We start from the raw sequence: 24635 nt of genomic DNA on the forward strand, positions 1-24635 counted from the left end.
AACATCTATTACTAATTTGCATATGGTAAAATTAGTCAATGGAATACTCATATGTTATCATAAATTCTGATGCAACCTCCAATTTGCAATTACAGCATTACTTGGAAGAGTATGGTGACTTTTGCCTTATTGCTCAAGCAAGAAGTGCTATGGAAGGAATTAATGTTATTCTAAAACATTCTCCGGATGTAGTTTTTGTAGACCTAAGTGAAAAGGCCTATGAATATTTTCAAATGGTTACTGAATTATATCAGTACGCAACAGACCTCCCTATTTTTATCGGTATCTCAAAATCTAAAGACCATGCTTATGAAGCAATAAAGAATAATTTTTTCGATTACTGGTTACTGCCATATAATGAATTCAACATTCGTAAATCAATTTTGAAACTTAAAAAATTGATGCCTAAAGAGAGTGATTTACAAACCTTATGCTTGAAATCTTATCGCGACTATCATTACGTAGATACAAGTGATATTCTTTATTTAAAGGCTGATAATAACTCAACAGATTTTGTAATGAAAGATGGCAACATCATTAGTGCTTACAAAACTCTTAAAACCTATCAACAACAATTACCAAAAAATTTCGTTCGTATACATCAGAGCTATATTTTAAATACGAACTATGTGTCACGTATCAATTATGGTAAATCAATCTGTACGTTAAAGCTCAGAAAATTACAACTACCATTTTCTAAATCTTATCTAGAAAATGTTGATCAATTAAAAAAAGCTCTTTCAAAAACTTCAATTCATTCGGTTAATTAACTGAATACTCTCAGAAAGGGTATAAATACCCTTAGAATCATATCAAATACTTTTAGAATTTTTCTATTCTGGCGCTCAGCAAGCATTGATGGTAGTTTAGTCGTGTACTAAAAAACTAATTAATCATTTAAAATAGAAACCATGAAAAAAGTAGCAAGTATTATCGCAGTAGTAGTAATGACAATGGGTATGTTCTCTTGTGATAATGATACAGCAGACAATGATGATGTTTATCACCAAATAAACGCAGGAAATGATGATGATGCTGCTAGTGGAAGTGGCGGTAGCGGTGGAGAATAATTATTCAAAAATATAAGTGTTAAGCCTTAAATGTTTTATTTAAGGCTTTTTTTCTATCTTGTATATAATGAAAGTTAATAACTGCCCCCTTTATAATATTTTTCACAATGTAATCATTCATTTTTTGCTAATAACATTATTTTTTTCTTGTAGTAATGAGGCAACGCAAAAAAAAAACATAAAAGATCAAGCCCAATCAGATAGTTTACAATACAATATTTCACAAGGTACCAATAGATCTATATCTATTATAGAAAGACAAAATGCATTAAAAAAAGCTTTTATTACAGCTACAAAAATTAAAGAAGATACCTTACGTCTAAAACACTTTACAAAAATTCAATGGGCTTATGCATATGCTGAAGATTCGCTACAATTTAGAAAAATAAATAAGAAAACAAATAAGCTTGCAATACAACTTAATGATTCTTTAAGATTAGGTATTTCATATTGGGATTTAGGAACTTATTTGGATAACTTAGGAATAAAAGATAGTGCCTACTATAATCTTTCTCAAGCGCAAGAAATATTTATTAATATTAATCAATATAAACGTGCTGGATCAATCACCTATCACATGGCAAAAATACAGGAGGATATCAAAGATTATACGGGTAGTGAAATAAATACAATTAAAGCAATTGAGCTTTTAAGTCCTTTAGATGAAAATTATATTTTAGCCCAATGCTATAATTTGTTAGGAATTGTCGCGAAAGATCTAGAAGAATTTGATAGAGCAACTCTACATTATCGAAGTGCAGAAGAATATTTGCTAAAAGCTGGTGCAAATTATTTACTTGAAAGTCAAATAAATAATAATATAGGGGTAAATTTTCTTGAAAAAGGCGATACTAAAAATGCCACTACATATTTTAATAAAATACTTTACCAAGACAGTTTATTTTATAAATATCCAGATTTATATGCCAAAACATTAAATAATTTAGCACGCAGTCGGTACAAGGCCAATGCAAATACAGAAGTGACAAAACTATTTCAAAAATCACTTAAGATTAGAGATAGTATTGGCGATATAGCAGGTTTAGCGGGAGGGTATCTTTCTTTAGCAGAATATAATTTATTTAAAAAAGATTCTGCAGTTGCTCTACTAAACCTTTTAAAGTCAAAAGAAAATGCGGAGCTAAGTCAAAATAATAGTCGCCTGTTAGAGTCATTAGAGCTTTTGACCCAAATAGACCCTAAAAACGCAGCAATTTATAGCAAACAATATATTACATTAAATGATAGTCTAATACATGAAGAGGCTATTTTACGAAATAAATTTGCCCGCATTCGATTTGAAACCGATCAAGTAGTTGCAGAAAATAAGCAACTAGAGAGTCAAAAACAATTATGGGCGGGTATTGCAGTTTCAATATTACTATTGGGCACAGCAGGCTATGTGATTATTGATCAACGGGTTAAAAATCAACGATTACGATTTCAACAGGCGCAACAAGCAAGCGATAAAAAAATAGTTGATCTAATGCTTTCTGAAAAGCAAAAATTTGAAGAAGGTAAAAAAATGGAGCAAAAACGAATTTCAGAAGAATTGCATGATGGCATTCTTGGTAAAATGTTAGGCGCAAGAATGGTACTTACTGGCCTTAATAAAAAATCAGATGATGAAGCTATTAACATCAAAGCAGATGCCCTTATAGCTTTAAAAGATATTGAAAGTGAGGTACGATCAATATCACATGAACTAAGCCATGCAGCATATCTTCAACTACATAACTTTACGCGTTCAATAAGTGATTTATTAGAAAATAGTGCTTCTGCCGCTAACATAAATCATATCTTTAACTTTGATAGTGAGATTGCATGGGACAACCTAAATGGTGATATTAAGATTAACTTGTATCGAATAATTCAAGAATGTATTCATAATGCAGTCAAACATTCGGAGTGTAAAAATATTACGCTAGATTTTACAGTCGAGAATGATAAACTACTTGTAATTATTGAAGATGATGGAATCGGCTTCAATACAGATAAAACCAAAAAGAAAGGTATTGGTAGGTTGAATCTACAATCTCGAATTGATAAGCTGAATGGCAATTGGAAAATTGATAGCTCATTAGGTCAAGGAACAGCTGTAAAATTATCAATTCCAGTAGAATACTTTTCAGATGATTCTGAAAATTTTGATACATTAGAGAAAAAGTAAAAGTATAACACACCTGAAATAGATGGAAACGATAAAAATACTTGCGGTAGATGACCATAAAATGACGGTCATGGGCTACAAATATATTCTTGAAGATGCCAAGTTTGATGGTTTTAAAGTTGAAATGGATATTGCAACCACTTTTGACCTTGCAAAGCAGAAAATTGAACACTCTGCCAAGTTAATGAAGTATGATATTTTACTTCTAGATATTCAGCTTTTTTCTTTAGATTCAGGTGATACCCGAACGGGCGAAGATTTAGGTGTTTTAGCAAGAAAAATCATCAGAGAAACCAGAATTGTCTTTATGTCTTCGTTTAGTGATAGTTTACGAATTCAATCCATTTTCAAATCGGTTACCCCTGACGGCTATATGGTGAAATCTGAAATAGATGAGAGTACCTTAATTGAAATGGTGAATACAGTAAAAATGGGTATTCTTTATTATTCTCCTTCTGCCCTTTTAGCAATGCGTAAAACAATGTCTAGGCAATTTACGGTAGATGACAATGACAAAATGATACTTCAAGAGCTGGCAAAAGGTACTAAGACCAAAGATATAGCAAACATAGTTCCACTTTCGCAAGCATCAATTGAAAACCGGAAACGGCAGCTTAAATTAAATTTCGGAATTAAAGATGAAAATGACCTTGCCCTTATAAATATTGCTAGAAATAAAGGATTTTTGTAATACTTTACTTACCTTTTGAAGCAAAAAACATGAAAACCCTAGTTTTTTTAAGGTTTTCGTGTACCACATCAATTTAATTAAGATTTAACTTTACTATATATATGCCTAAATAATATATATAGCTTTAAATGTCTACACAAGGGGAACATTACGACGATAGTACATTTAGTGGTTTTTCAAATAATCTTGACTTAAATGGTCTTGATAATTTTGTCAAAAAACTTGAGAGGTATTTTTTCTCTCAGGTATTTGTTCGTGAATGTCTTACAAGTAATACTTCAGAAGTAAAACTTGTAATTGACGTTATTTGCCCACTAACATTTTCAAAAAATGTAGAATATTTTAGAGCAGCGACAGTAAGTGACACTGGTTACAATTCAAGTCGTTTATTAAAAATTCTTTCTGAACTACAAGAAGTCAATAACATTTTAATAGACATTGAAGAATTTTCACTTACAATGGAAGACACCACCATTATTGTGCAAAAAATTGACTCTTTGAGTGTAGCTAGACAATTTGACAATATCTTGAGATTAGTGTTAAGTACCTACAATCATATTGTTTCTCAAATTAGAGAAGTACCAAACGAGATACATATTCCTGTTCTAATGGATAATGTCTATCAAAGTGGTACCGAAAATTTACTAAATGAGTTTAAAACTAAAACATCTGATCAAGACTATTTTGCCTATTGGGGTCTATGTTATGATTCAGACCTTGACACCATTATTTATGATGTTGAGAACTCAAAATTTATTTTTGAAGACGTATTATTCTCCCATTAATAATTAAATAACTGCTTACCTGACATTAACTTATTTACACGTGCTTTAACACTTGTAATTACAGCTTCATCTTCAGCGTTGGTTAGAACTTCATCAACAAGATCAACCACAGTTTGCATATCATTTTCATTTAATCCTCTAGTAGTAATAGCAGCAGTACCAAAACGTATACCTGAGGTGATAAATGGCGACTGCGTATCAAAAGGCACCATATTTTTATTAGCAGTAATGTCAGCTTTAACTAATACAGCTTCAGCATCTTTACCAGTAATATTTTTATTCCGCAAATCAATCAACATCATATGATTGTCTGTACTCCCTGAAATTAGGTTATAACCTTTGGCAACAAAAGCAGCAGCCATAGCAGCAGCGTTTTTCTTTACATTAATCATATAATGTAAAAATTCGTCAGAAAGCGCTTCACCAAATGCAATTGCTTTAGCCGCGATAATATGCTCTAAAGGTCCACCTTGATTTCCTGGAAAAACAGCTAAATTCAATAAAGCTGACATTTTTCTAAGCTTACCATTTTTCAAAGTGATTCCGAAAGGATTATCAAAATCTTCACCCATCAATATTAATCCACCTCTTGGACCACGTAAGGTTTTATGCGTAGTTGTGGTAACAATATGACAATGTGGAATTGGATCTGATAAAATACCTTTTGCTATTAAACCTGCTGGATGTGAAATATCTGCCAACAACAATGCATTCACACTATCTGCAATTTCACGAAAGCGTTTAAAATCCATATCTCTAGAATATGCAGAAGCACCAGCAATTATCATTTTTGGTTTTTCACGCTCTGCAATTTCTTGAATCTTATCATAGTCTAAAACCCCAGTTTCTTTATCTACTCCATAAAAAACAGGATTATATAATCGACCAGAAAAGTTTACAGGTGATCCATGAGTTAAATGACCACCATGCGAGAGGTCAAAACCAAGTATTGTATCACCAGGTTTAAGACAAGCATGATATACAGAGGCATTTGCCTGAGAACCAGAATGCGGTTGTACGTTAGCATAAGCGGCACCAAATAGTTCTTTAGCACGATCAATAGCTAATTGTTCTACAACATCAACAACCTCACAACCTCCATAATATCGTTTACCAGGGTAACCTTCAGCATATTTATTGGTTAAAACAGACCCTGCAGCTTCCATAACTGACGGACTTGTAAAGTTTTCAGAAGCAATAAGTTCAATACCATTAATCTGGCGTTGTTCTTCCTCTTTTATCAAATCGAAAATCTGCTTGTCGCGTTCCATAATTACTGTGCTTTATTTAAGGATGCAAAAATACAAATTGAAAAGCTTTAAAACCAAGAAAATAATAGCTTTGATTTGATATTTATCAAATAGCATTTGACCGGTATTGCATATTATTGAATTTCAACAATCCTCTTAAAATAAGTCCAGAATCTTTTTCTAAAATATTGATTTCATTATCAATTATTTCAAAATTTAGTTAATATAACTACGTTGTAAAAAGTTCTAAATGCATATGATATCAAGTCGTACACCTGATTTGTACTAACATTCAACGTTTTTCGTTATGGTCTAGACCCGTTTTGGCATAGCAATTGAAATTATAAGCCAAATCATAAAGTCTAATATCATGAAAAAAGCATTACTATTAATAACAGTTTCAATTGTAATGATTGCTTGTGGAGGCGTCAAAAAAACGCAAAAGGCAATAAATACTGGTGATTATTACAATGCCATGAATCAGGCAATTACCAATTTGGCAAATAACAAAGCCAAAAAAAGTAATCAACCGTATATCATTTTACTTGAAGAAGCTTTTAAAAAGAATACGAAAAGAGAATTAGATCAAATCAATTTTTTAGCCGATGATGAGAATCCAGCAAATTATGAAGCTATTTATAATTCGTACGCAAATCTTAGGTCAATTCAAGAACGCATAAAACCTTTACTTCCATTACGTATATATGATGAAAATAGAGATGCTAGGTTTTCATTTAAAAATTATCAAAATGATATTATAGATTCAAAAGATGATTTGTCTGAGTATTTATATGATAACGCTTCTGATTTAATTCAAAATGCGACAAGTAAATATGATTACAGAAAGGCCTATGCTGATTTTACATATTTAGAAGAAATCAATCCGGGTTATGATGATGTTAAACTAAAGATTGAAGAAGCACATCAAAAAGGTCTCGATTTTGTGTTGGTAAATATGATTAATGAAACAGATAAAATAATTCCTACTAGACTTGAAGATGAGCTTTTAAATTTCAACACCTATGGTTTAAATGATTTGTGGACGAGTTACCACACAAATGCTATTGGCACTATTGAATATGATTATGAAATGCAAGTAGCTTTCAGAGGTATTTCAATATCACCTGAACGAATTAATGAAAAGCAAATCATAAAAGAAAGACAAATCAAAGATGGTTACAAATATCTTTATGATAAAGATGGAGCCATTGTAAAAGACAGCCTTGGCAAAAAGATTAAAGTTGATAAGTTTAAAACGGTTCGTTGTGATTTTTATCAATTTACGCAGCAAAAATCAGCTCAGTTAACAGGAAACGTTAGCTATATAGACCTACGTACCAAACAACAGGTAAACACCTATCCGTTAGCAAGTACTTTCATTTTTGAGCATGCATATGCAAATTATGATGGTGACAAACGAGCCTTAGATAATGATTTAGTTGCCTTACTTGATTTAGCAGAAGTACCTTTTCCGAATACTGAAGAAATGATTTACGATGCCGGAGAAGATCTTAAAGCACGAATTAAAAACATTATTGCACGACAAAAGTTTGATCCTAACAGAAATCTTATGTCACGATAAAAAACAAAATTCATTGAACAAAAAAAGGTCTTCTTATTTTTTAAGAAGACCTTTTTAATTATATGAACTCTGAAATATTCATATCATTTATACTACCATGAGATGCATTTGCAACCGCATTACCATTTTTAATAATAAGCAATTGTGGCGATTGATGCATTACTTGAAATTTATAACCTACCTCATTTGAGACTTCTCTATATCGTAGAAGGTCTAAATAGTAAACATCAGCATCTTCTATTGGTAAATCAAATGAATCCTTAAAACTTCTAATTACCATTCTACTTATACCGCAAGAAGTTGAATGTTTAAAAATTAGTTGCGTTTTGGTCTTTGACTTTTCTTTAATTTGTTCAAGTTGATCAAGTTCGGTCAATTCAATCCAAGGAAAAGCTTCTTCTTCCTTATTTTCATTTGTTGAATTTCCGAACAATCCTGAAAATAATCCCATAGTATAATTTTGTACAGTAAGTCGTAACTTAGTTAAAAGCTTTCAAACTGACTAAATGTCTTGTTTTTATTGACTTTACAAGACATTTTGTCTGATTAAAAGTGTTGGTAGGGTTGTTGCCTACTTTATTTTGAACAAAGGTAAAACAACAAAATTTATATATATGAACCCAAATAATTTTACAACAAAATCTCAAGAGGCTTTACAATTAGCACAGCAACTTGGACAAGAACTTGGGCATCAACAAATAGAAAACGAACACATTTTTAAGGCCATAATGCAGGTCGATGAAAATGTATTACCGTTTTTACTAAAGAAACTTAATGTTAATGTTTCTATGCTCAAACAAATCTTAGAAAAAGAACTTGAAAGTTACCCTAAAGTTTCAGGTGGCGAACTCATGCTATCTAGAGAAGCAGGCAAAACGGTTACTGAAGCTAGTATAATTGCAAAAAAGATGGACGACGAATTTGTTTCCATTGAACATTTTTTGTTGGCTATTTTCAAATCTAAAAGTAAGATTGCACAAATATTAAAAGATCAAGCAGTTAGCGAAAAAGACTTAAAAGCAGCTATTGATGAATTACGAAAAGGAGGAAAAGTTACATCACAAAGTGCTGAAGACACCTATAATTCTTTAGACAAGTATGCTCGGAATTTAAATGAATTAGCTGATAGCGGTAAATTAGATCCTGTTATTGGTCGTGATGAAGAAATACGTCGTATACTTCAAATACTTTCAAGACGCACCAAGAACAACCCAATATTGGTCGGTGAACCAGGTACAGGTAAAACGGCAATAGCCGAAGGTTTAGCACATAGAATAATTCAAGGTGATGTGCCTGAAAATCTAAAAGATAAAATTATTTATTCTTTAGATATGGGTGCACTAATTGCCGGGGCAAAATACAAAGGCGAATTTGAAGAGCGCTTAAAATCTGTCATTAAAGAAGTAACAAGCTCGGATGGCGATATAGTTTTATTCATTGATGAAATTCACACTTTAGTTGGTGCAGGTGGCGGACAAGGTGCAATGGATGCAGCTAACATTCTAAAACCCGCTTTGGCAAGAGGAGAACTTCGTGCAATTGGCGCTACAACTTTAGATGAATACCAAAAATATTTTGAAAAAGATAAAGCGCTTGAACGTCGTTTTCAAAAAGTAGTGGTTAATGAACCAGATACCGAAAGCGCAATTTCAATTCTGAGAGGCATTAAAGAGAAATATGAAGCGCATCATAAAGTCCGTATTAAAGATGAAGCAGTAATTGCCGCTGTTGAATTATCACAACGGTATATTACCAATCGATTTCTACCAGATAAGGCCATTGATTTAATGGATGAAGCGGCTGCAAAATTGCGCATGGAAATCAACTCAAAACCCGAAGAGCTTGATGTACTAGATCGCAAAATCATGCAGCTAGAAATTGAGATTGAAGCCATAAAACGTGAGAACGATAAGGCAAAATTAAAATCTCTAAATGCAGATTTGGCAAATATAAAAGAAGACCGCAATGAGATTTTTGCAAAATGGGAAAGTGAAAAAACTGTAGTTGATAATATTCAACAAACAAAAGAGAATATTGAACATTTCAAACTTGAAGCAGATCGTGCTGAGCGAAATGGTGACTACGGAAAAGTAGCTGAGTTACGGTATGGAAAAATAAAAGAGGCACAAGAAAAACTCGAACAGTTAAATCTTGAAATGCAAGAACAGCAAAATGGAAACACGCTTATTAAAGAAGAAGTTACCAATGAAGATATTGCTGAAGTAGTTGCTAAATGGACTGGAATTCCGGTAACCAAAATGTTGCAAAGTGAACGCGAAAAGTTATTACAACTTGAAGATGTTTTACACAAGCGCGTTGTTGGCCAAGAAGAGGCCATTGAGGCAGTTTCAGATGCAATTCGAAGAAGCAGAGCTGGTTTACAAGACACAAAAAAACCAATTGGATCATTCTTATTTTTAGGAACAACCGGTGTAGGTAAAACAGAGCTTGCTAAAACTTTAGCTTCGTATTTATTTGATGACGAAAATGCAATGACACGTATTGACATGAGTGAATACCAAGAGCGTCATTCAGTAAGTAGATTGGTTGGTGCACCTCCTGGTTATGTAGGTTATGATGAAGGTGGTCAATTGACAGAAGCTGTACGCCGTCGCCCCTACTCTGTAGTATTACTAGACGAAATTGAAAAGGCGCATCCTGATACTTTCAATGTATTGTTGCAGGTTTTAGACGAAGGTAGATTAACTGATAATAAAGGTAGAGTTGCAGACTTTAAGAATACCATTATCATCATGACAAGTAATATGGGCAGCCATATCATTCAAGAAAAGTTTGAAAATTCTAAAGATCTTGACAACGCTGCTGAAGCCGCTCGAATAGAAGTTCTAGCGTTACTTCGTCAAAGTATTAGACCTGAATTCTTAAACAGAATTGATGACATCATAATGTTCACACCATTAAATAAAGAGAACATTGCAGAGATTGTACGCTTACAACTAAATCAATTAAAAAAGGTCTTAGACAAGCAACACATTACAATTGATGCAACTGATGATGCCGTTAGCTATTTAGCTAATAAAGGCTATGATCCTCAATACGGAGCACGACCAATTAAAAGAGTAATTCAGAAAGAAGTTTTAAACAACCTTTCGAAAAAACTCTTACAGGGTACTATAAAAACGGATAGCATTGTCTTAATAGATAGTTTCAATAATGAATTAGTATTTAGAAATCAAGATGAGTTAGTAAAATAGAAAAATTATAATTTAAAGTGCAAACACCTTTTAAGCAAAAACTTAAAAGGTGTTTTTTTTAAAAAATAAATACCATACAGTATATAGTTTTTTTATATTCGTATAAAATTCTCAAAAATGTCAAGCAAGGCGGAAAGAACTTCACAATTTATTATTGAAACCGTCGCACCTGTTTTTAATAAACATGGTTATGTTGGTACAAGCATGAGCGACCTAACGGAAGCAACCGGTTTAACAAAAGGTGCTATTTATGGAAATTTTGAAAACAAAGAAGCCCTGGCACTTTCGGCATATGAATACAATAGTAAACGTTTACTATCTAAGATTGATGAACTACTAGAAATACCCGGAACGGCTTTAGACAAGATTTACAACTTGACTAAATTTTACAAACAGTATGATGTTTTCACATTTGAAATGGGTGGTTGCCCAGTTCTAAATACTGGAGTTGATGCTTTTAATAATAACAAGTTATTGTCAGTAGCAAATCGTGAAATACTACGTGAAATTGAAGGTAAAATTGCCTTAGTTTTAGAAAATGGCGCAAATAAAAACGAACTCAGTTTGCCTGTTACTCCACTACAATTTGCGAAGCAATTATTCACAATGTTACAAGGTGCTGTAACGATGTTTACCATTTCACAAGATCGAAAGTACTTGATAAATACGGTAACCTATCTTGATTTGCTCATTAAGAATGAGTTAAAAAAATAGGTTTTCTCAATAATAACAAGGTTACATTTCTCTTCAGTTTTCCTACCAAAGCATTACTCAATATCAACGTGCACAAGCTGCATCTACTAGAGCGATATAATTTCTAAAAGCCATTTACATAGAAATAAAATTTGCACAAAAAAACAGCCTTAGCTTTCACTAAGGCTGCTTGTTTTTTATGAATTATTATTTAAAAACTTACTGACCAACAACTCTAAATACCCAAGTTTTCTCAGCATATCGACCGTCAAAATTACTATCACGTGCTTTTCGTGCTTCGCTCATAGTATTAAAACGCGCTAAGTACACATAATTATAATTATTTAAGTCTCGCAAGAATGATTTAGGTGCAAGTCCTTTTTTGGTTAAATCCGCCATAAAGGCATCAAAGTATTTCTTTGTACCAAATACATTCGCAATCAAGTAGAATCCAGGTTCAAGTCCACCTTCAGTTTCAACCTCTTCATATTTCTCACCTGCTTCTGGTTTTACTTCTTCAGGTGCAACCTCCGCAATAACTGGTTTTGCCTGCTCAATCGAATCTTGTACACGTTGAAGCTCTTTAGCTCTTGCATCAGTTTCTGCTTTTTTCGCTTCGGCAATTGAGTCTAAGCGTTTTTGAGCAACCATCTTTTCTGCTGCAGCTTTCTCATTCGCTAAGCGTTCGAGTTCTGCCTTTTCAGATGCAGCTTTTTCTTTAATTGCCGTAGCTTGTTCTTCTGCCTTGCGCAATTCTTCACGCTGTCTTTCAGCTAATGAAATCTCTTTGGCTTCAGCTTCTTCTCTAGCCTTTGTTTCTTTTAGTTCACGCTCAATTGCAGCCTGTTCTTCTTTTGCCAAACGAGCTTTCTCTTTCGCCGCTTCTTCTAATATATTTTTCTCTTCCTTAGCTAATTGTTCTTGTTCCTTCTTCAAACGTTTCGCTTCAGCAGCAGCTTCTTTTTCAGCCTTACGTTGTTCTTTTTTGTTATCTATTTCAACAACTTCATCATTTTCTGAAGTTTCTACTTCATAGGTATTTTTCTCTTCGACTATAGAATCTTCTTCTTCAATATCAGATTCCTTTTCATCATTAGCTAGCTCTTCTGCCTTTTTGAGTTCTTCTTTAATTTCGGCTTCCTCAAGTGCATCACCCAAAACAACATCTTCTTCAATATCCTCACCATAAACTTCAGTAACGTCTCGCTCTTCTGGACTTCCTAAGAAATAAGAAGCAATAATTTCGAATGACGGGTCTTTAGAATTTATTGAGGCACTAGTACCAAATTCGAATACAGCACCCAAATTAATTTTTTTCAAAAAAGTACCGCCGCCGCCAATACCAATTCCATAGAAATTATTATATCCAACTTGCGCCCAATATTTTGCTGTACGCAATAACGAAAGAACCCCAATTTGATTCTCTTGCTGTGGTATAGTTCTTAAATAAAGTGAAGGTCGCAATAAGGCTTTTTGATTACCAATACTCAACGGAAAATCATAAGACATCATGCCCATAAAAATCTTATCCGCAGCTGGTGTATTTGACTCTTTTGCTCTGAAATTATAATCTAACAAATTCTCTGAAGCCATGCTCAAAGTCAATCGCTCAACAGAAATTGAAGCACCCGGCGCCCATTGTAAAATAAAATCATTGGTTGTACCAGCAACAGGTATTGGTAGTTGTGTATTATTTTGAAAACGTGTATCTGCTAATTCTTGCGAAAAACCAAACAGGTTAAAGCCATATGCTAATCGCACACTCTCACTAAATTGTATCTGACGTGCATAATTTAAAACACCGCCAGTATTAAAGAAAATACCGGTATTATGTTGAAAAAATGCTGCTCCTACCGAAGATTTCTCATTCAATTTTCTTGTGTAGTTTACATACAAAGTAGTTGGGTCTGAATCTATGCTCTGCCACTGCCAACGCGTCCATACCGCTACGGACTCTGGATCGTTTTTATCTAATGATAAAGTTGGATTAAAAAGACTTGCGTTATAGGTTGTAAGATTATGCTGTCTAAGGTCAGCAGGAAGACGCACATCGTCTTGAGCCGAAATCTTAAAAACAGTTAAGAAAATTAAAAATGGTAGTGTGATTCTGAGCATATGCAAAAAAACAAAAAACAACGAGTTTTGCATACTATTTTACGATTATTTTAGTTTGATTATGTGAAAAGTTGTCAACAATTTAAATTGGCATCAATAATACCAAACAAAATACTGCGTTAAGCCATTATTTATTTACTAAAATAAGTGGTAAAACGGTTTCGATTTAATCGATTAAAAAATTATACAACAATGAAAACTATTCGACTTTTAATACTGTTGTCTCTAACAATTGGTTTTTTAGGTTGTAAAGATGATGCTAAAGCTGATTCAACAAACCAATATATTGATGCTGGTACATCTACATTTTACTTAATTCGCCACGCAGAAAAAGACCGTTCAAATGTTGATAATTTAGATCCTGAATTATCTCAAAAAGGATTAGGGCGCGCAATGCATTGGGCTGAGATACTTTCTGAGGTTCCAATTGATGTAATTTATGCTACAGATTTTCAACGTACAGCAATGACAGCTGCCCCTACATCTGTAAAAAAAGACGTTGATGTAATTTATTACGATCCAAGCAGTTTTGATATTAACCAATTCAAATCTGACAACTTAAACAAAAGTGTTCTAGTTGTAGGTCACAGTAATACTACACCTGAACTTACAAATCAACTATTAGGAGTAGATAAATACTATGAGCTAGACGACAGCGATAACGGAAGTCTTTTCATTGTTCAAATTACAAACGGGGTTGCAACTTCTCAAAAGTTGAACTTTAATTGTAACTGTCCAGATTAACTTCAATATTTTTCAATTCAATTTTAGAAAGTAATTCCAAACTTCCTGATTCAAATAGACTATCTATTTTTAAGATAGAAACATTCATATCTTTTGTTTTGTAATTGTTATAATCTACAAAACGAATTCCGTTTACATTACGTTCATTAAATGCCTCACGAAATCGCATTCCACCTTCATCGGTATGATATTCATACGCTAAGTATTCAGGTTTAAAAGTTGTGCTATTAAACCAATATACGTAGGTATCATCATAATCAACACCACCATCTTTTTGTTCAAAAGTCACTTTAACTTTATGGTAATTTTTACCATTTAATTGCACTTCACCCAATAGTTCTTTTTTTACTGCTGGATCATTTAATCCGAAAGGTAAGTTTGCAAAATAATGCACTGAATTTATAGAATTTGAGTATTTAACAGCCATACTATCAGCCACCTGAACAATTTTATCATTGATATATCTTTCAAACTTTTGATTGTTTAGAATATCAACAATAATTGAAGTATCATTATCTATGATGCGCTTTAATATTTGTTTACCATCTTTATTTTCTGAAATATATTCTATATCTCTAAATACAAAAGACCGCGTAGTTGTTTTATACAGCGCTCCCCCACTCACTTCAATACTTTTATCTACAACAGATTGCGCAGTTATAACCTCATTAGTCTTTGACTTACAAGCCGATACTATTATTATGCTTAGAAAAATAAAAAAACGATTCATATATTTTTTAAACAGTTATTCGGAAAAAGTATGCATTCATTACATTAAAATACTAGGAAGCTTTCTATAATTGTTATTTTTACAGCGTGGTACAGAAGAATATCAATATAAAAAATAAGAAAGCCCGATTTGAGTATGAACTACTTGACAAATATACTGCGGGTATTGTTTTATCAGGCACAGAAATAAAATCTATTCGTCTTGGTAAAGCTTCAATTACTGAAAGCTTTTGTGAGTTCAATGAAAGAGGTGAACTCTTTATTATAAATATGCAAGTTGATGAGTATTCACATGCGTCACATTTTAACCACCGACCTAAAGCGGAACGCAAATTATTACTCAACAGACAAGAGCTTAAAAAACTTCTCAAAGAAGTAAATACTTCAGGTAATACAATTGTGCCTTTAAATCTTTTTGTAAATGATCGTGGATTTGCAAAACTGAACATTGCATTAGCGAAAGGAAAAAAACTTTACGACAAACGTGAAACCATGAAAGATCGTGACAACAAACGAGAGTTAGCTCGCATTAAAAAGAATTTTAATAACTAATTTTATTCTTCGTTTTTTCCGTTATCCATTTTAATCTTCCTCTAAAAAAGTCGGGTTTAATTTTGCTTATAAATAGCATTGCAAAATATAAAATTACAAGGTTTTTTTTTGTGGTAAAACTTCTCTAATTTGTAGTTCAATTAAAATTAGACCACCAATGAATAAAAAGCAAACTAACAAATTAACAAACTCTCGAAGAAAATTTATTAAACAAGGCGCCTTGGCCTCATCAATTTTTATAGTCCCCAGACACGTTTTAGGCGGTCCTGGATTCGTTTCACCCAGTGATCGATTGGCAATAGCTGCAATTGGTGCTGGCGGAAAAGGTGCTAGTGACATTAAAAATGCATCTGTAAATGGTCGCGAAAAAATAGTGGCCTTATGTGATGTTGACTTTTCAGGTTCAGCTAAAAGATCGGTTGAACGATTTCCAAAAGCAAAACTATTTGCAGATTACCGTAGAATGCTCGACAAGAAAAAGAATATTGATGCAGTAACAATTTCTACTCCAGATCATGTACATGGTCCTGCTGCAAAATATGCAATGGAAAGAGGTATTCATGTTTACGTTCAAAAACCGATGACGCACAATATTCGTGAAGCTCGTATACTTACAGAAATGGCACGCGAAAAACAAATTGTTACTCAAATGGGTAATCAAGGTGGTTCTAACCCATATTTAGATATTGTTCAAAAATGGATTGACGATGATAAAATTGGTGCTGTATCAAAAGTTCAAGTATGGACTAATAGACCAGTATGGCCACAAGGCGGACCATTTCCATCATCAGACCCAAGTTCAAAACCAGATGCACTGAATTGGGATCTTTGGCTCGGCCCTTCACCTAATATTCCATACACTCCAAACTTACACCCATTTAGCTGGCGCGGTTGGTGGGATTATGGTACTGGTGCACTTGGTGATGTTGGTTGCCATTTAATAGACATACCATTTAGAACATTAGGTCTTAAATATCCAACAGATGCTGAATGTAGTGTAGGTGCAGTTTATTCTGATATGTGGAATGCAGATTACAACCCCGATGGTTGCCCTGCTTCTTCATTTATCACTTTACATTTTGATGCTACTGAGAAAAGTAAGTCTAAGATTGAATTGACTTGGAGTGATGGCGGTATTCGCCCATCACACCCAGATATTATTCCTGCAGATCATGATATAGGCGGAAAAGATAGTGCAAATGGTGTTTTAATTATTGGTGAAAAAGGGATTATATCTACGAACATTAATGATAGCTCGCCACTAATGCCAAAACTATATTTGAATGATGGAACTACTGATTTTGGTCCGGAAGTTGAGAATTTTGATGAACCAGAATACGGACATCAACGCTTGTGGGTTGATGCCTGTAAAGCCGGTTTTGGAAGCGAAGAACATTTAGGCCTTACGTCATCTTTTGATTACGCGGGTCCTATGACAGAAACTGTACTCATGGGTAATTTAGCAATTCGATCCTATCTTTTACGACGTGAAAACGAAGAAAAGAAAATGGAATTTTTTGGTCGTAAAAAATTACTTTGGGATGGTGAAAATATGCGTATTACCAACTTTGAAGAAGCCAACCAATTCGTTGGCAGAACCTATAGAAAAGGTTTCGAAGTGTAAAGTATTTTATTAAAATTAGAATTTATTTAGCGTACCATTCGACAACAAAATAAGGTTGTTTAATGGTACGTTTTTATTTGACAAAATGCGGTATTATTATATCAAATTATACATTGCATTATTAAATAATTTGTTGGCACAATCAATTATAGATTTAAAAAGCACTTAAACAGCTGTTAATTAGATAATTATTGTTTTCTATATACTTGAATTTAGAAGCTATTTATGCAATAATAACTTCTTTATTTTGTTATAATTTCCTACAATGAAAACAATACAAAATACAAATACTTTATTAATTCTAGCGCTTATAATTGGCCTTGCATTCCATGGTACAAGTATATTCTTTACACTTGAGTATACTTATGATGCATTAATACACCTTTTTTTTGCTAGTCACTATGCCATAGACTGGTTTGAACCATGGGACTATCACTGGTATACCGGTTTTACAGTGCAATCTTATCCACCATTAATTCACCAAACAATAGGTTTGCTTTCAAAAGTTGGTGGTCTTAAATTTGGAATGTTTACGGTAGCTATTGTCGGTATTCTATTATTTATAACCGGAGTATATAGATTTGCTGCATTTATGACGGGCAACAGAAGAGTTGCCGGCTATACTGCATTATTAGCAGTATTTTCATCAACTTTTATTGAAACCCTTCATATTTTTGGTCAATTACCTAGTATTTGCGCGTTATCTATTCTATTACATGTAATGCCCGAAATATACCTATGGACAAAAACAGGTAAATATAAATTTCTGGTATCATCGCTTTCACTAATTGCGGTTACGGTTACTTCGCACCATGTAACACCAATTTTTGGTATGGTCTTTTTTATTTTTCCATTGTTAGGTATGGCCGTTATGGATTCTGCTGCTGAGCAAGTGAATAATATTAAAGACGTTAGATTTAAAACTTTTTATAAGGCCTTTAAAAAGTGTTTTTGGCGTATAGTTATTTTTGGAGGAGCATCTTTAGTTCTTATTATCACCTGTATTTTACCATATTGGTATAACTCCAAAAAAAACCCAATAACACAAGTTCCTATTCCACATGGTTCTCGAGATAATTTTTTAGAAGTTACCTCTTCTGGTCTGGTATTTTTTGTAATTCCATGGGGCATCTTACTTTTTATTTTGCCATACCTATTTTATCGTTTCTATAGTAAAAGGTATATGTTTTTTGGTATGTCATTTACAATGCTAACAATTTTAGGAACTGGAGGAACTACGCCAATACCTTTAAAACTTTTGGGTGAGACTGCTTTTAATATTCTTACGTTAGATAGGTTTACACTGTGGGCTACCATTATGGCACTTCCAATATTTGGTGAATTTGCATACAGATTAGTTGAAGGCGATTTAAAAGAAAGAATTCATGGCATGTTTGGTCGTCTGTATCACAGAATTTTAGGCGGCACAATAGCAGGAGGTCTATTATTAATGGTCGGATTTACAATTACGCTCGGGTACTTTAGACCCTCTCAGCCCGCCCAAATAAAAATGTTACCCATTGTAAATTTTCTAAGTCAAGATTCACATGATTCATGGCGCTATTTACCTTTAGGCTTTGGCGACCAGATGGCTTGGTTATCTGCTCAAACAATGGCCATGACTGTAGATGGTAATTACCATTCAGCAAGAAGATTACCAGAACTTACAACGAGAGCAATAGAACGTATAGAAAATTCTAAATTTAGAGGAGTTGAAGGTATAGGTTCGTTACAACAATTTTTAACAGTACCAGAAAAATATAATCTTAAATATATATTTTCAAATGATAAATTCTACGACCCAATTCTATATTTCTGTGGTTGGCAACGATTACAACAATTAGAAAATGGTATAATGGTTTGGGAAAAACTGAACGTACCACCCTTACCAGAAATACTACCTAAAGAACAAACTCCTTTATTTTTAAATATTTTATGGGGATTTATACCGCTATCTACAGTAGTATTTGCTTTTGCCATTAACATTATGATGCTATGGTTAAAAAAGCTAAAATTACGAAAGGGAGAGCTTCCAAATTTCATGAAGCTATCTGTTTCCTACTCTCATTTTCCAAAAAATTTAATTATAATAAACCATGTATGGGCAATTATAGTTTTGTGCAGTCTCTTCTTTGGTTTATACACATTTTATGTAAAGAATACTGCACAACTTTCACCTAATAATGTTGTGCAATCCTATTACGATGCAATAGACTTTAAAGAGTTTGAAAGAGCTCACTCCTACCTTGACCCTAACGCGAATTTATCAATAGATCAATATATGCTGGAAGTTTCAGTTACCGATGGCATATTGAGTTCATATGCAAAACTAGATTCAATTGGTATTGAGTTAAGTGATGTTACTAACTTAAGTGCAAAAGCAAAGGTATCAACACAATGGATAACACCATTAGAAAAAATAAGCAAGAATTATTTTCATGAGTTAGTAAAAATAGCAAACAAGTGGTACATAAAAACTAAGAAAAAGGATAGTGATATTCCTCCTGATCAATTATTTACTGAAAACACAACAACTTTTTACAATCACGGACGACGTAAAATTACCACACAACAAACACACCATGAAGATGTCTTAAAACAACCAGTACTCGAAATATTAAGTGCAAAATTGGTAAAATATAATGGACAATATAGTATAATAGGCGAATTGCAGAATGTAGACGATGTACCGGCCGATGTTGTTATTAAGGCAACATTATATAATGATTTAAATAAAGAGCTCGCAGTTTACAATGCTAAGTTTCATGTGAAGCACAAATTAATGCCAAAAGAAACAACACCATTTAAGGTAAATTTTGAGGGCATTGCTTGGTCATCAACTAAAGACACCATGCCACCAACTTTTAACCCTGATGAGTTTACCCCCATTGCTTTAGATGAACAACCCATAAAATTTAACCTTCAAACAGCAGGAAATGTTGCAAATACCGATTTATATAAGCGTGTGGCCCTTCAAAATTTAGAATTTACTAATTATGGAATAAACGGTGTTCTTTATAATAGTGGAATACAAGAAGTAACAATTCCACAGCTTCTAATTTCTTATTATAATGAAGAACATGAATTACTTTGGGTTGATCACCAGTTTATGACCGAAGGTATTCGAGTACAACGGAAGCAATTTTTCACCTATTTACCATTAGAAATTGATTGTATAAAGGTAATTGAAAGCAGTTTAGAAAATTGCTATGTAAATGGACTTCCAAATGCTTCAATTACAAAAAAGGTCTTCCCCAATAGAGAATATGAACATAGCCATGCACAAGAGCAGCAATATAACGGTACGGGATTTTCATTTATAAAATTTGATATCAACTCCTATATAGGTAACCCGAAATAGAATGAACCTAAAATATTTTATACTCATAATTCTATTCCAACTTTCTTGTTCACGGGAACAGGTAAGCATAACCCATGCTGAAAATTTTAGGCCCCAGATTATTTCAAACAAAACAATTTATGAAGCAGGAGAAACAATATCACTTGAATTTAAAACAAATGGTGAGGTGGATGCCAAGATACTACTAAAAAATGCCTACGGAAGTTCTTTAATTGCTCCTGAATTAAATAATAACAATATTGTTTTTAAAGTACCTGTAAACTATAGAAAAAAAGCAGGTATATGTAATTGGGTATTAATTGTTAATGGAAAATCCGTAACCAAAGGTGAATTACAAATTTTGCCCAAGTCTAAAGCAAAACCAACATTAGAAACCTACTTTGGCCCAAGAAGTATTACTGCCGGTATTAGTGATTATTCTATGTTAGTTTGCGTAACAACGGATATTTACGACAATGTTTTTCCAGAAGGTACAGATGTATTATTTAGGTCTCAGTTTTTAAATACAATTTCTGAAAATACGATTACGTCCAAAGATTTAATTTCATGGAAAAATATTCCTACAACCAAAAAAGCAGGTAGAATATTAGTAAATACTTCGTTTAAAGAAGTAACATCCTCCGAATTAACCTCTATTGTTTTTCCTTCAAATGCTGTAAAGTTCATGATAAAAGCAGACCGTAATCATAACTATGCCGATGGCAATCAGATTATTAAATTTCAAACGGATGTAATACTCGACAAGTATAAAAATATTGTAAGCGACGGTACTATGGTAAACTTTATTGTTGAAAATACGCATGGTGCTTTATTAAATACTGTTGCACCAACCATTCGTGGTATTGCAAGTGCGTCTATACTACATCCATCAGAAAAAGATGATTGGAAAATAACGGCTTATGTAACAGGAGCTGCAAAAAGTAATACTATAACTGCAAAATTTAAAACTGCAATAAAAGATTACGAAGTAATTTTTTCAGAATCAAATCGATCTATCACAATTGGACCATTAACAAGTTTTATGCAGCAATTGATACCCGATGGAATTTTAATTCAATTAGAAATTTATAATAAATCTGGTAAACATTTAGAAACAAAAAAGGTTAGTTCTATAAAAGGGTTTGGCCATATAAATCTAGAGAAAGAATATCATCCTAATGGAGATTATCATTTAAAATTAAAAGCAGCTGGTATACATAAAGAATTTGATTTAACACTAGATGAATAAGCTTACAAAAACTATATACAGGGTATTATTAATTGCTTCATTTTTAGCAATCAATGCGCTAATACTATCAGGTATAAGTGCAGTATTGTCATATTTAAACACAGGTGCCGATAAGTCTTCTATGCTGCATCTGGAAGTACCAATGGACAAGGTTTATTCACCAAAAGTAACTTGGAAAATTTCCAATAACCCAGGACGAACAATGGAAAAACAAACTTTAGCTGAAATTGAAGGTGATTATTTAAATGCCTGGCATGTTCGAAATATTGCTTTCAAAAAAAATGACAGATATGGTGTTTCCGACTTTTATACGGATAGTGCCAAACAAAGAGTTTTTGAACATATAGAACTAAATAAAAAAAATAAAAATTGGTTTAAGTCAACAACATTAGAACATTTTCCAGAGCTAAACTTTTATAGTGAGGATGGTACTCTTGTAGTTTTTACTGATAAGAATGTTGAACGTTATCAAGAAACCTATCAAAACGATTCATTACTATATCAACAAAAAGATACCACCAATTACAAGGTAATGATGTTGTTAGAAGATGGATTCTGGAGAATAAGACATTTCAATCAAATTGAAAATAGTAAAATTATTAAACCAAGTATTAACCGAAATATCAAACCTATTTTATCAAGTATTGATAAAATCAAAGGGATTAATTATTACCCACAAAAATCACCCTGGGACACTTTTGGTAAAAGTTTTAATGATAGTATCATAAGTAATGATTTTAATATCATTAACGAAATGGGGCTAAATACCATACGTATTTTTATTCAGTATGAAGATTTTGGTAAAGCAAATGTAAAATCTAATAAATTAGAGAAATTAAAAAAAGTGTTGGATGCAGCATCAAGACATAAATTAAAAGTAATTATTACGCTTTTTGATTTCTACGGTGATTATGATGTAACAAATTGGACTCTCACACAAAGACATGCCGAAACCATTGTTACTGCAGTTAAAAATCATCCTGCACTTTTGGGCTGGGACATAAAAAATGAACCTGACTTAGATTTTAATTCAAGAGGTCGCCAAAGTGTACTTTCCTGGCTTAATGAAATGAATACTAAAATTAAGCAATGGGACCCCAATCATCCTATTACTATTGGTTGGTCGAGCCCTGAAGCAGCTATAAATTTGGCAAATGAGGTTGATTATGTTTCGTACCACTACTATAGGGAACCACATAATTTTATAATTGCGCACAATCAACTAAAGTCAGTTGTAACAGACAAACCTGTAGTGCTACAAGAATATGGTTATTCTTCTTACGATGGCTTTTGGAATATGTATTTGGGTAGCGATAAAAAACAGATTCAGTATTATACTACCATGCAACAACAATTAGTAGATGAAAAAGTTCCCTTTGTTTTTTGGACACTTTATGATTTTGAAAAAGTGCCTACTGACGTCGCAGGAAGTTTACCCTGGAGAACTAGAAAGCAACATTTCTTTGGTTGTATAGATTTAAATGGAAATAAAAAATCAGTTTACGAAATTCTTAAACAACCTTAAACAAAAAGGGAGTAACTCTATAGCTACTCCCCTTTTTTAACACTAACCTTAATTTTAAATATATTGCGATTCTAATTCTTTTATATTCTTAGGTAATTCAAGTTCAAACCCTTCAGACTTTGAAAGTTTAATTGCCTTAAAATACTCCACATACATTCTTGTGATTTCAGACATTGGTAAAGAGCATGCAGCTCTGTAATTCGTTTTACCTAATTCTATTCTATAGCTATCATTTGTTATAATTTTTTCAATAGCATCGGCTAAAGAAGTAGTATCAATTGGGTTAAAAAATTCTCCGATATACCCTTCTTCCCTAACAAGAATACTTAGGTCGCCTAAGTCTGGTAAAACTACTGCATTTCCATAACTACCAGCTTGATGTAAAACACCAGAACTTCCGGTTGTTGATGTATATGGAAATACTGTTACAGCACTTTCTCCAAATAAACTTGGTACATCTTCTTCGGCAACATATCCGGTAAATCTAATTTGAGATACATGACTGTATTTTTCTTTCATCGATTCTAAATAACCCGGAGTATTCGGACTATCTGTACCCGCAATAACAATTTCAATATCTTCAGAAGATCTTGCTCTTATTAATTCTACAGCCTCTATTAAAATTTCTACTTTCTTATAGGTGCCAAACTTGCCAAAAGCCATGACTTGTTTAGGGCCTTCTGGCAATTGATAACTAGGCTCTGGTGGTGTTTCAAAAGAACCATGTGGAATTAATGCAATATTACGAGCTTTATATTTTTTTTCTAAAATTGTAACATACTTACTAATAGTTACTGCAAGTATATCCGAAGCTAAAACAAAACGTGTTAAGGTAGTACCTATAAAGTTGTATGCTTTTTGCAATAGTCTATTTTTTGTAAATCCTGCATTTTCAAGATCAACTTGCTCAAGTATATTATGAAGTAATGAAATGGTTGGTATGCCTTTAAATTTGCAATACATTGGTAACATTAATCCTAATGCAGCGGGAATCTTTTTATCCCCAAACTTTAAAAATTGTAAATTAAATAAAACGGCATCAGGTTTTGTTTTGGAAATAGTTCTACTAATACTTAGCAAATTTGTGTAACTATTAAACCTCCAACTTTGCTCAACAGTAATCTTACATCCTTCTTCCTCAAATTCTAGATCTTTTGGTTCTTCAGTATAGTCAGTTATTAAGACTAATTCTGTTACTTCATCTTGAAGTCGAAAATGTTTAACTAAATAATACGCATACTCTGTTAGAGTAACTTTACTTGGCGGATAGGCAGTAACTAATGCTAATTTCATTTGGGTTG

Annotated in this window: 19 protein-coding genes; 14 read left to right on the top strand and 5 right to left on the bottom strand. The window is 32.9% G+C overall.

Annotated features, from left to right (window positions below):
* Positions 1 to 38 precede the first annotated feature (38 nt).
* The 5 genes from JQC67_RS14955 (at position 39) to JQC67_RS14975 (ending at position 4716) form a co-directional block, all read left to right on the top strand.
* On the top strand, positions 39 to 770 hold the full coding sequence (locus JQC67_RS14955) for a LytR/AlgR family response regulator transcription factor (RefSeq protein WP_203253726.1): 732 nt from the start codon (positions 39 to 41) through the stop codon (positions 768 to 770).
* Between the two features lie 141 nt (positions 771 to 911).
* Positions 912 to 1070, top strand: a complete 159-nt coding sequence (locus tag JQC67_RS14960) for a hypothetical protein (protein WP_203253727.1) — start codon at positions 912 to 914, stop codon at positions 1068 to 1070.
* Between the two features lie 124 nt (positions 1071 to 1194).
* Entirely contained in the window at positions 1195 to 3240 is a 2046-nt protein-coding gene (locus JQC67_RS14965; RefSeq protein ID WP_203253728.1) for a sensor histidine kinase, read from the top strand.
* A gap of 22 nt (positions 3241 to 3262) precedes the next feature.
* Positions 3263 to 3931 (top strand): response regulator transcription factor, encoded by a 669-nt coding sequence (locus tag JQC67_RS14970; RefSeq protein ID WP_203253729.1) that lies wholly within the window; start codon positions 3263 to 3265, stop codon positions 3929 to 3931.
* Positions 3932 to 4059: 128 nt separating this feature from the next.
* Positions 4060 to 4716 (top strand): hypothetical protein, encoded by a 657-nt coding sequence (locus JQC67_RS14975; protein WP_203253730.1) that lies wholly within the window; start codon positions 4060 to 4062, stop codon positions 4714 to 4716.
* Here JQC67_RS14975 and glyA read toward each other — a convergent pair.
* Positions 4713 to 5987 carry a serine hydroxymethyltransferase gene (gene glyA, locus JQC67_RS14980; protein ID WP_203253731.1) on the bottom strand — a complete coding sequence of 425 codons (1275 nt, stop codon included), beginning with the start codon at positions 5985 to 5987 and terminating at the stop codon, positions 4713 to 4715. The two genes, JQC67_RS14975 and glyA, sit on opposite strands and share 4 nt — an antisense overlap.
* Positions 5988 to 6336: 349 nt before the next feature.
* Here glyA and JQC67_RS14985 point away from each other — a divergent pair, with 349 nt between their 5' ends.
* Positions 6337 to 7548, top strand: coding sequence for a hypothetical protein (locus JQC67_RS14985; protein WP_203253732.1), 1212 nt, complete (start codon positions 6337 to 6339; stop codon positions 7546 to 7548).
* 58 nt (positions 7549 to 7606) lie between these two features.
* Here the strand turns inward: JQC67_RS14985 and ytxJ are convergent, their stop codons facing one another.
* Positions 7607 to 7999 (bottom strand): bacillithiol system redox-active protein YtxJ, encoded by a 393-nt coding sequence (gene ytxJ, locus JQC67_RS14990; RefSeq protein ID WP_203253733.1) that lies wholly within the window; start codon positions 7997 to 7999, stop codon positions 7607 to 7609.
* Between the two features lie 163 nt (positions 8000 to 8162).
* Between ytxJ and clpB the strand changes: the two genes are divergently transcribed.
* Entirely contained in the window at positions 8163 to 10763 is a 2601-nt protein-coding gene (gene clpB, locus JQC67_RS14995) for an ATP-dependent chaperone ClpB (RefSeq protein ID WP_203253734.1), read from the top strand.
* A gap of 117 nt (positions 10764 to 10880) precedes the next feature.
* Positions 10881 to 11477 (top strand): TetR/AcrR family transcriptional regulator, encoded by a 597-nt coding sequence (locus JQC67_RS15000; RefSeq protein ID WP_203253735.1) that lies wholly within the window; start codon positions 10881 to 10883, stop codon positions 11475 to 11477.
* Between the two features lie 198 nt (positions 11478 to 11675).
* Here JQC67_RS15000 and JQC67_RS15005 read toward each other — a convergent pair whose 3' ends face one another.
* A complete protein-coding gene (locus JQC67_RS15005) occupies positions 11676 to 13571 on the bottom strand; it encodes a PorP/SprF family type IX secretion system membrane protein (RefSeq protein ID WP_203253736.1) in 1896 nt (631 codons plus the stop codon).
* Between the two features lie 192 nt (positions 13572 to 13763).
* Here JQC67_RS15005 and JQC67_RS15010 point away from each other — a divergent pair, with 192 nt between their 5' ends.
* Positions 13764 to 14315 carry a phosphoglycerate mutase family protein gene (locus tag JQC67_RS15010; RefSeq protein WP_203253737.1) on the top strand — a complete coding sequence of 184 codons (552 nt, stop codon included), beginning with the start codon at positions 13764 to 13766 and terminating at the stop codon, positions 14313 to 14315.
* On the opposite strand, the gene JQC67_RS15015 is transcribed toward JQC67_RS15010, so the two are convergent.
* Positions 14293 to 15045 carry a DUF6503 family protein gene (locus tag JQC67_RS15015; protein ID WP_203253738.1) on the bottom strand — a complete coding sequence of 251 codons (753 nt, stop codon included), beginning with the start codon at positions 15043 to 15045 and terminating at the stop codon, positions 14293 to 14295. The genes JQC67_RS15010 and JQC67_RS15015 overlap by 23 nt on opposite strands.
* 86 nt (positions 15046 to 15131) lie before the next feature.
* Here JQC67_RS15015 and smpB point away from each other — a divergent pair, with 86 nt between their 5' ends.
* The 5 genes from smpB to JQC67_RS15040 all read left to right on the top strand — a co-directional run bounded on the left by smpB (position 15132) and on the right by JQC67_RS15040 (position 23334).
* The gene (smpB, locus tag JQC67_RS15020; RefSeq protein ID WP_203253739.1) at positions 15132 to 15596 is read left to right on the top strand and encodes an SsrA-binding protein SmpB; all 465 of its coding nucleotides are present in this window, start codon (positions 15132 to 15134) and stop codon (positions 15594 to 15596) included.
* Between the two features lie 157 nt (positions 15597 to 15753).
* The gene (locus JQC67_RS15025) at positions 15754 to 17220 is read left to right on the top strand and encodes a Gfo/Idh/MocA family protein (RefSeq protein WP_203253740.1); all 1467 of its coding nucleotides are present in this window, start codon (positions 15754 to 15756) and stop codon (positions 17218 to 17220) included.
* A gap of 265 nt (positions 17221 to 17485) precedes the next feature.
* Complete coding sequence (locus JQC67_RS15030; RefSeq protein ID WP_203253741.1) at positions 17486 to 20581, top strand: hypothetical protein; 3096 nt, start codon at positions 17486 to 17488, stop codon at positions 20579 to 20581.
* Position 20582: 1 nt separating this feature from the next.
* The gene (locus JQC67_RS15035; protein ID WP_203253742.1) at positions 20583 to 21809 is read left to right on the top strand and encodes a hypothetical protein; all 1227 of its coding nucleotides are present in this window, start codon (positions 20583 to 20585) and stop codon (positions 21807 to 21809) included.
* Positions 21802 to 23334, top strand: a complete 1533-nt coding sequence (locus tag JQC67_RS15040) for a glycoside hydrolase family 2 TIM barrel-domain containing protein (RefSeq protein WP_203253743.1) — start codon at positions 21802 to 21804, stop codon at positions 23332 to 23334. The genes JQC67_RS15035 and JQC67_RS15040 overlap by 8 nt, the downstream gene beginning before the upstream one ends.
* Positions 23335 to 23388: 54 nt before the next feature.
* Here JQC67_RS15040 and JQC67_RS15045 read toward each other — a convergent pair whose 3' ends face one another.
* Complete coding sequence (locus JQC67_RS15045; protein WP_203253744.1) at positions 23389 to 24627, bottom strand: glycosyltransferase; 1239 nt, start codon at positions 24625 to 24627, stop codon at positions 23389 to 23391.
* Between the last annotated feature and the right edge of the window lie 8 nt (positions 24628 to 24635).

It is taken from the genome of Aurantibacter crassamenti (assembly GCF_016811105.1).
Taxonomy (GTDB): Bacteria; Bacteroidota; Bacteroidia; order Flavobacteriales; family Flavobacteriaceae; genus Aurantibacter_A; species Aurantibacter_A crassamenti.

Bases quoted from the DNA above. Each gene is read 5' to 3' on its own strand.
- JQC67_RS14970 (WP_203253729.1), top strand. From the start codon at position 3,263: ATGGAAACGATAAAAATACTTGCGGTAGATGACCATAAAATGACGGTC.
- glyA (WP_203253731.1), bottom strand. From the start codon at position 5,987: ATGGAACGCGACAAGCAGATTTTCGATTTGATAAAAGAGGAAGAACAA.
- JQC67_RS14960 (WP_203253727.1), top strand. From the start codon at position 912: ATGAAAAAAGTAGCAAGTATTATCGCAGTAGTAGTAATGACAATGGGT.
- JQC67_RS14975 (WP_203253730.1), top strand. From the start codon at position 4,060: ATGTCTACACAAGGGGAACATTACGACGATAGTACATTTAGTGGTTTT.
- JQC67_RS15035 (WP_203253742.1), top strand. From the start codon at position 20,583: ATGAACCTAAAATATTTTATACTCATAATTCTATTCCAACTTTCTTGT.
- JQC67_RS15025 (WP_203253740.1), top strand. From the start codon at position 15,754: ATGAATAAAAAGCAAACTAACAAATTAACAAACTCTCGAAGAAAATTT.
- ytxJ (WP_203253733.1), bottom strand. From the start codon at position 7,999: ATGGGATTATTTTCAGGATTGTTCGGAAATTCAACAAATGAAAATAAG.
- JQC67_RS15045 (WP_203253744.1), bottom strand. From the start codon at position 24,627: ATGAAATTAGCATTAGTTACTGCCTATCCGCCAAGTAAAGTTACTCTA.
- JQC67_RS15015 (WP_203253738.1), bottom strand. From the start codon at position 15,045: ATGAATCGTTTTTTTATTTTTCTAAGCATAATAATAGTATCGGCTTGT.
- JQC67_RS14955 (WP_203253726.1), top strand. From the start codon at position 39: ATGGAATACTCATATGTTATCATAAATTCTGATGCAACCTCCAATTTG.
- JQC67_RS14985 (WP_203253732.1), top strand. From the start codon at position 6,337: ATGAAAAAAGCATTACTATTAATAACAGTTTCAATTGTAATGATTGCT.
- JQC67_RS15000 (WP_203253735.1), top strand. From the start codon at position 10,881: ATGTCAAGCAAGGCGGAAAGAACTTCACAATTTATTATTGAAACCGTC.
- JQC67_RS15030 (WP_203253741.1), top strand. From the start codon at position 17,486: ATGAAAACAATACAAAATACAAATACTTTATTAATTCTAGCGCTTATA.
- JQC67_RS15040 (WP_203253743.1), top strand. From the start codon at position 21,802: ATGAATAAGCTTACAAAAACTATATACAGGGTATTATTAATTGCTTCA.
- JQC67_RS15010 (WP_203253737.1), top strand. From the start codon at position 13,764: ATGAAAACTATTCGACTTTTAATACTGTTGTCTCTAACAATTGGTTTT.
- clpB (WP_203253734.1), top strand. From the start codon at position 8,163: ATGAACCCAAATAATTTTACAACAAAATCTCAAGAGGCTTTACAATTA.
- JQC67_RS15005 (WP_203253736.1), bottom strand. From the start codon at position 13,571: ATGCTCAGAATCACACTACCATTTTTAATTTTCTTAACTGTTTTTAAG.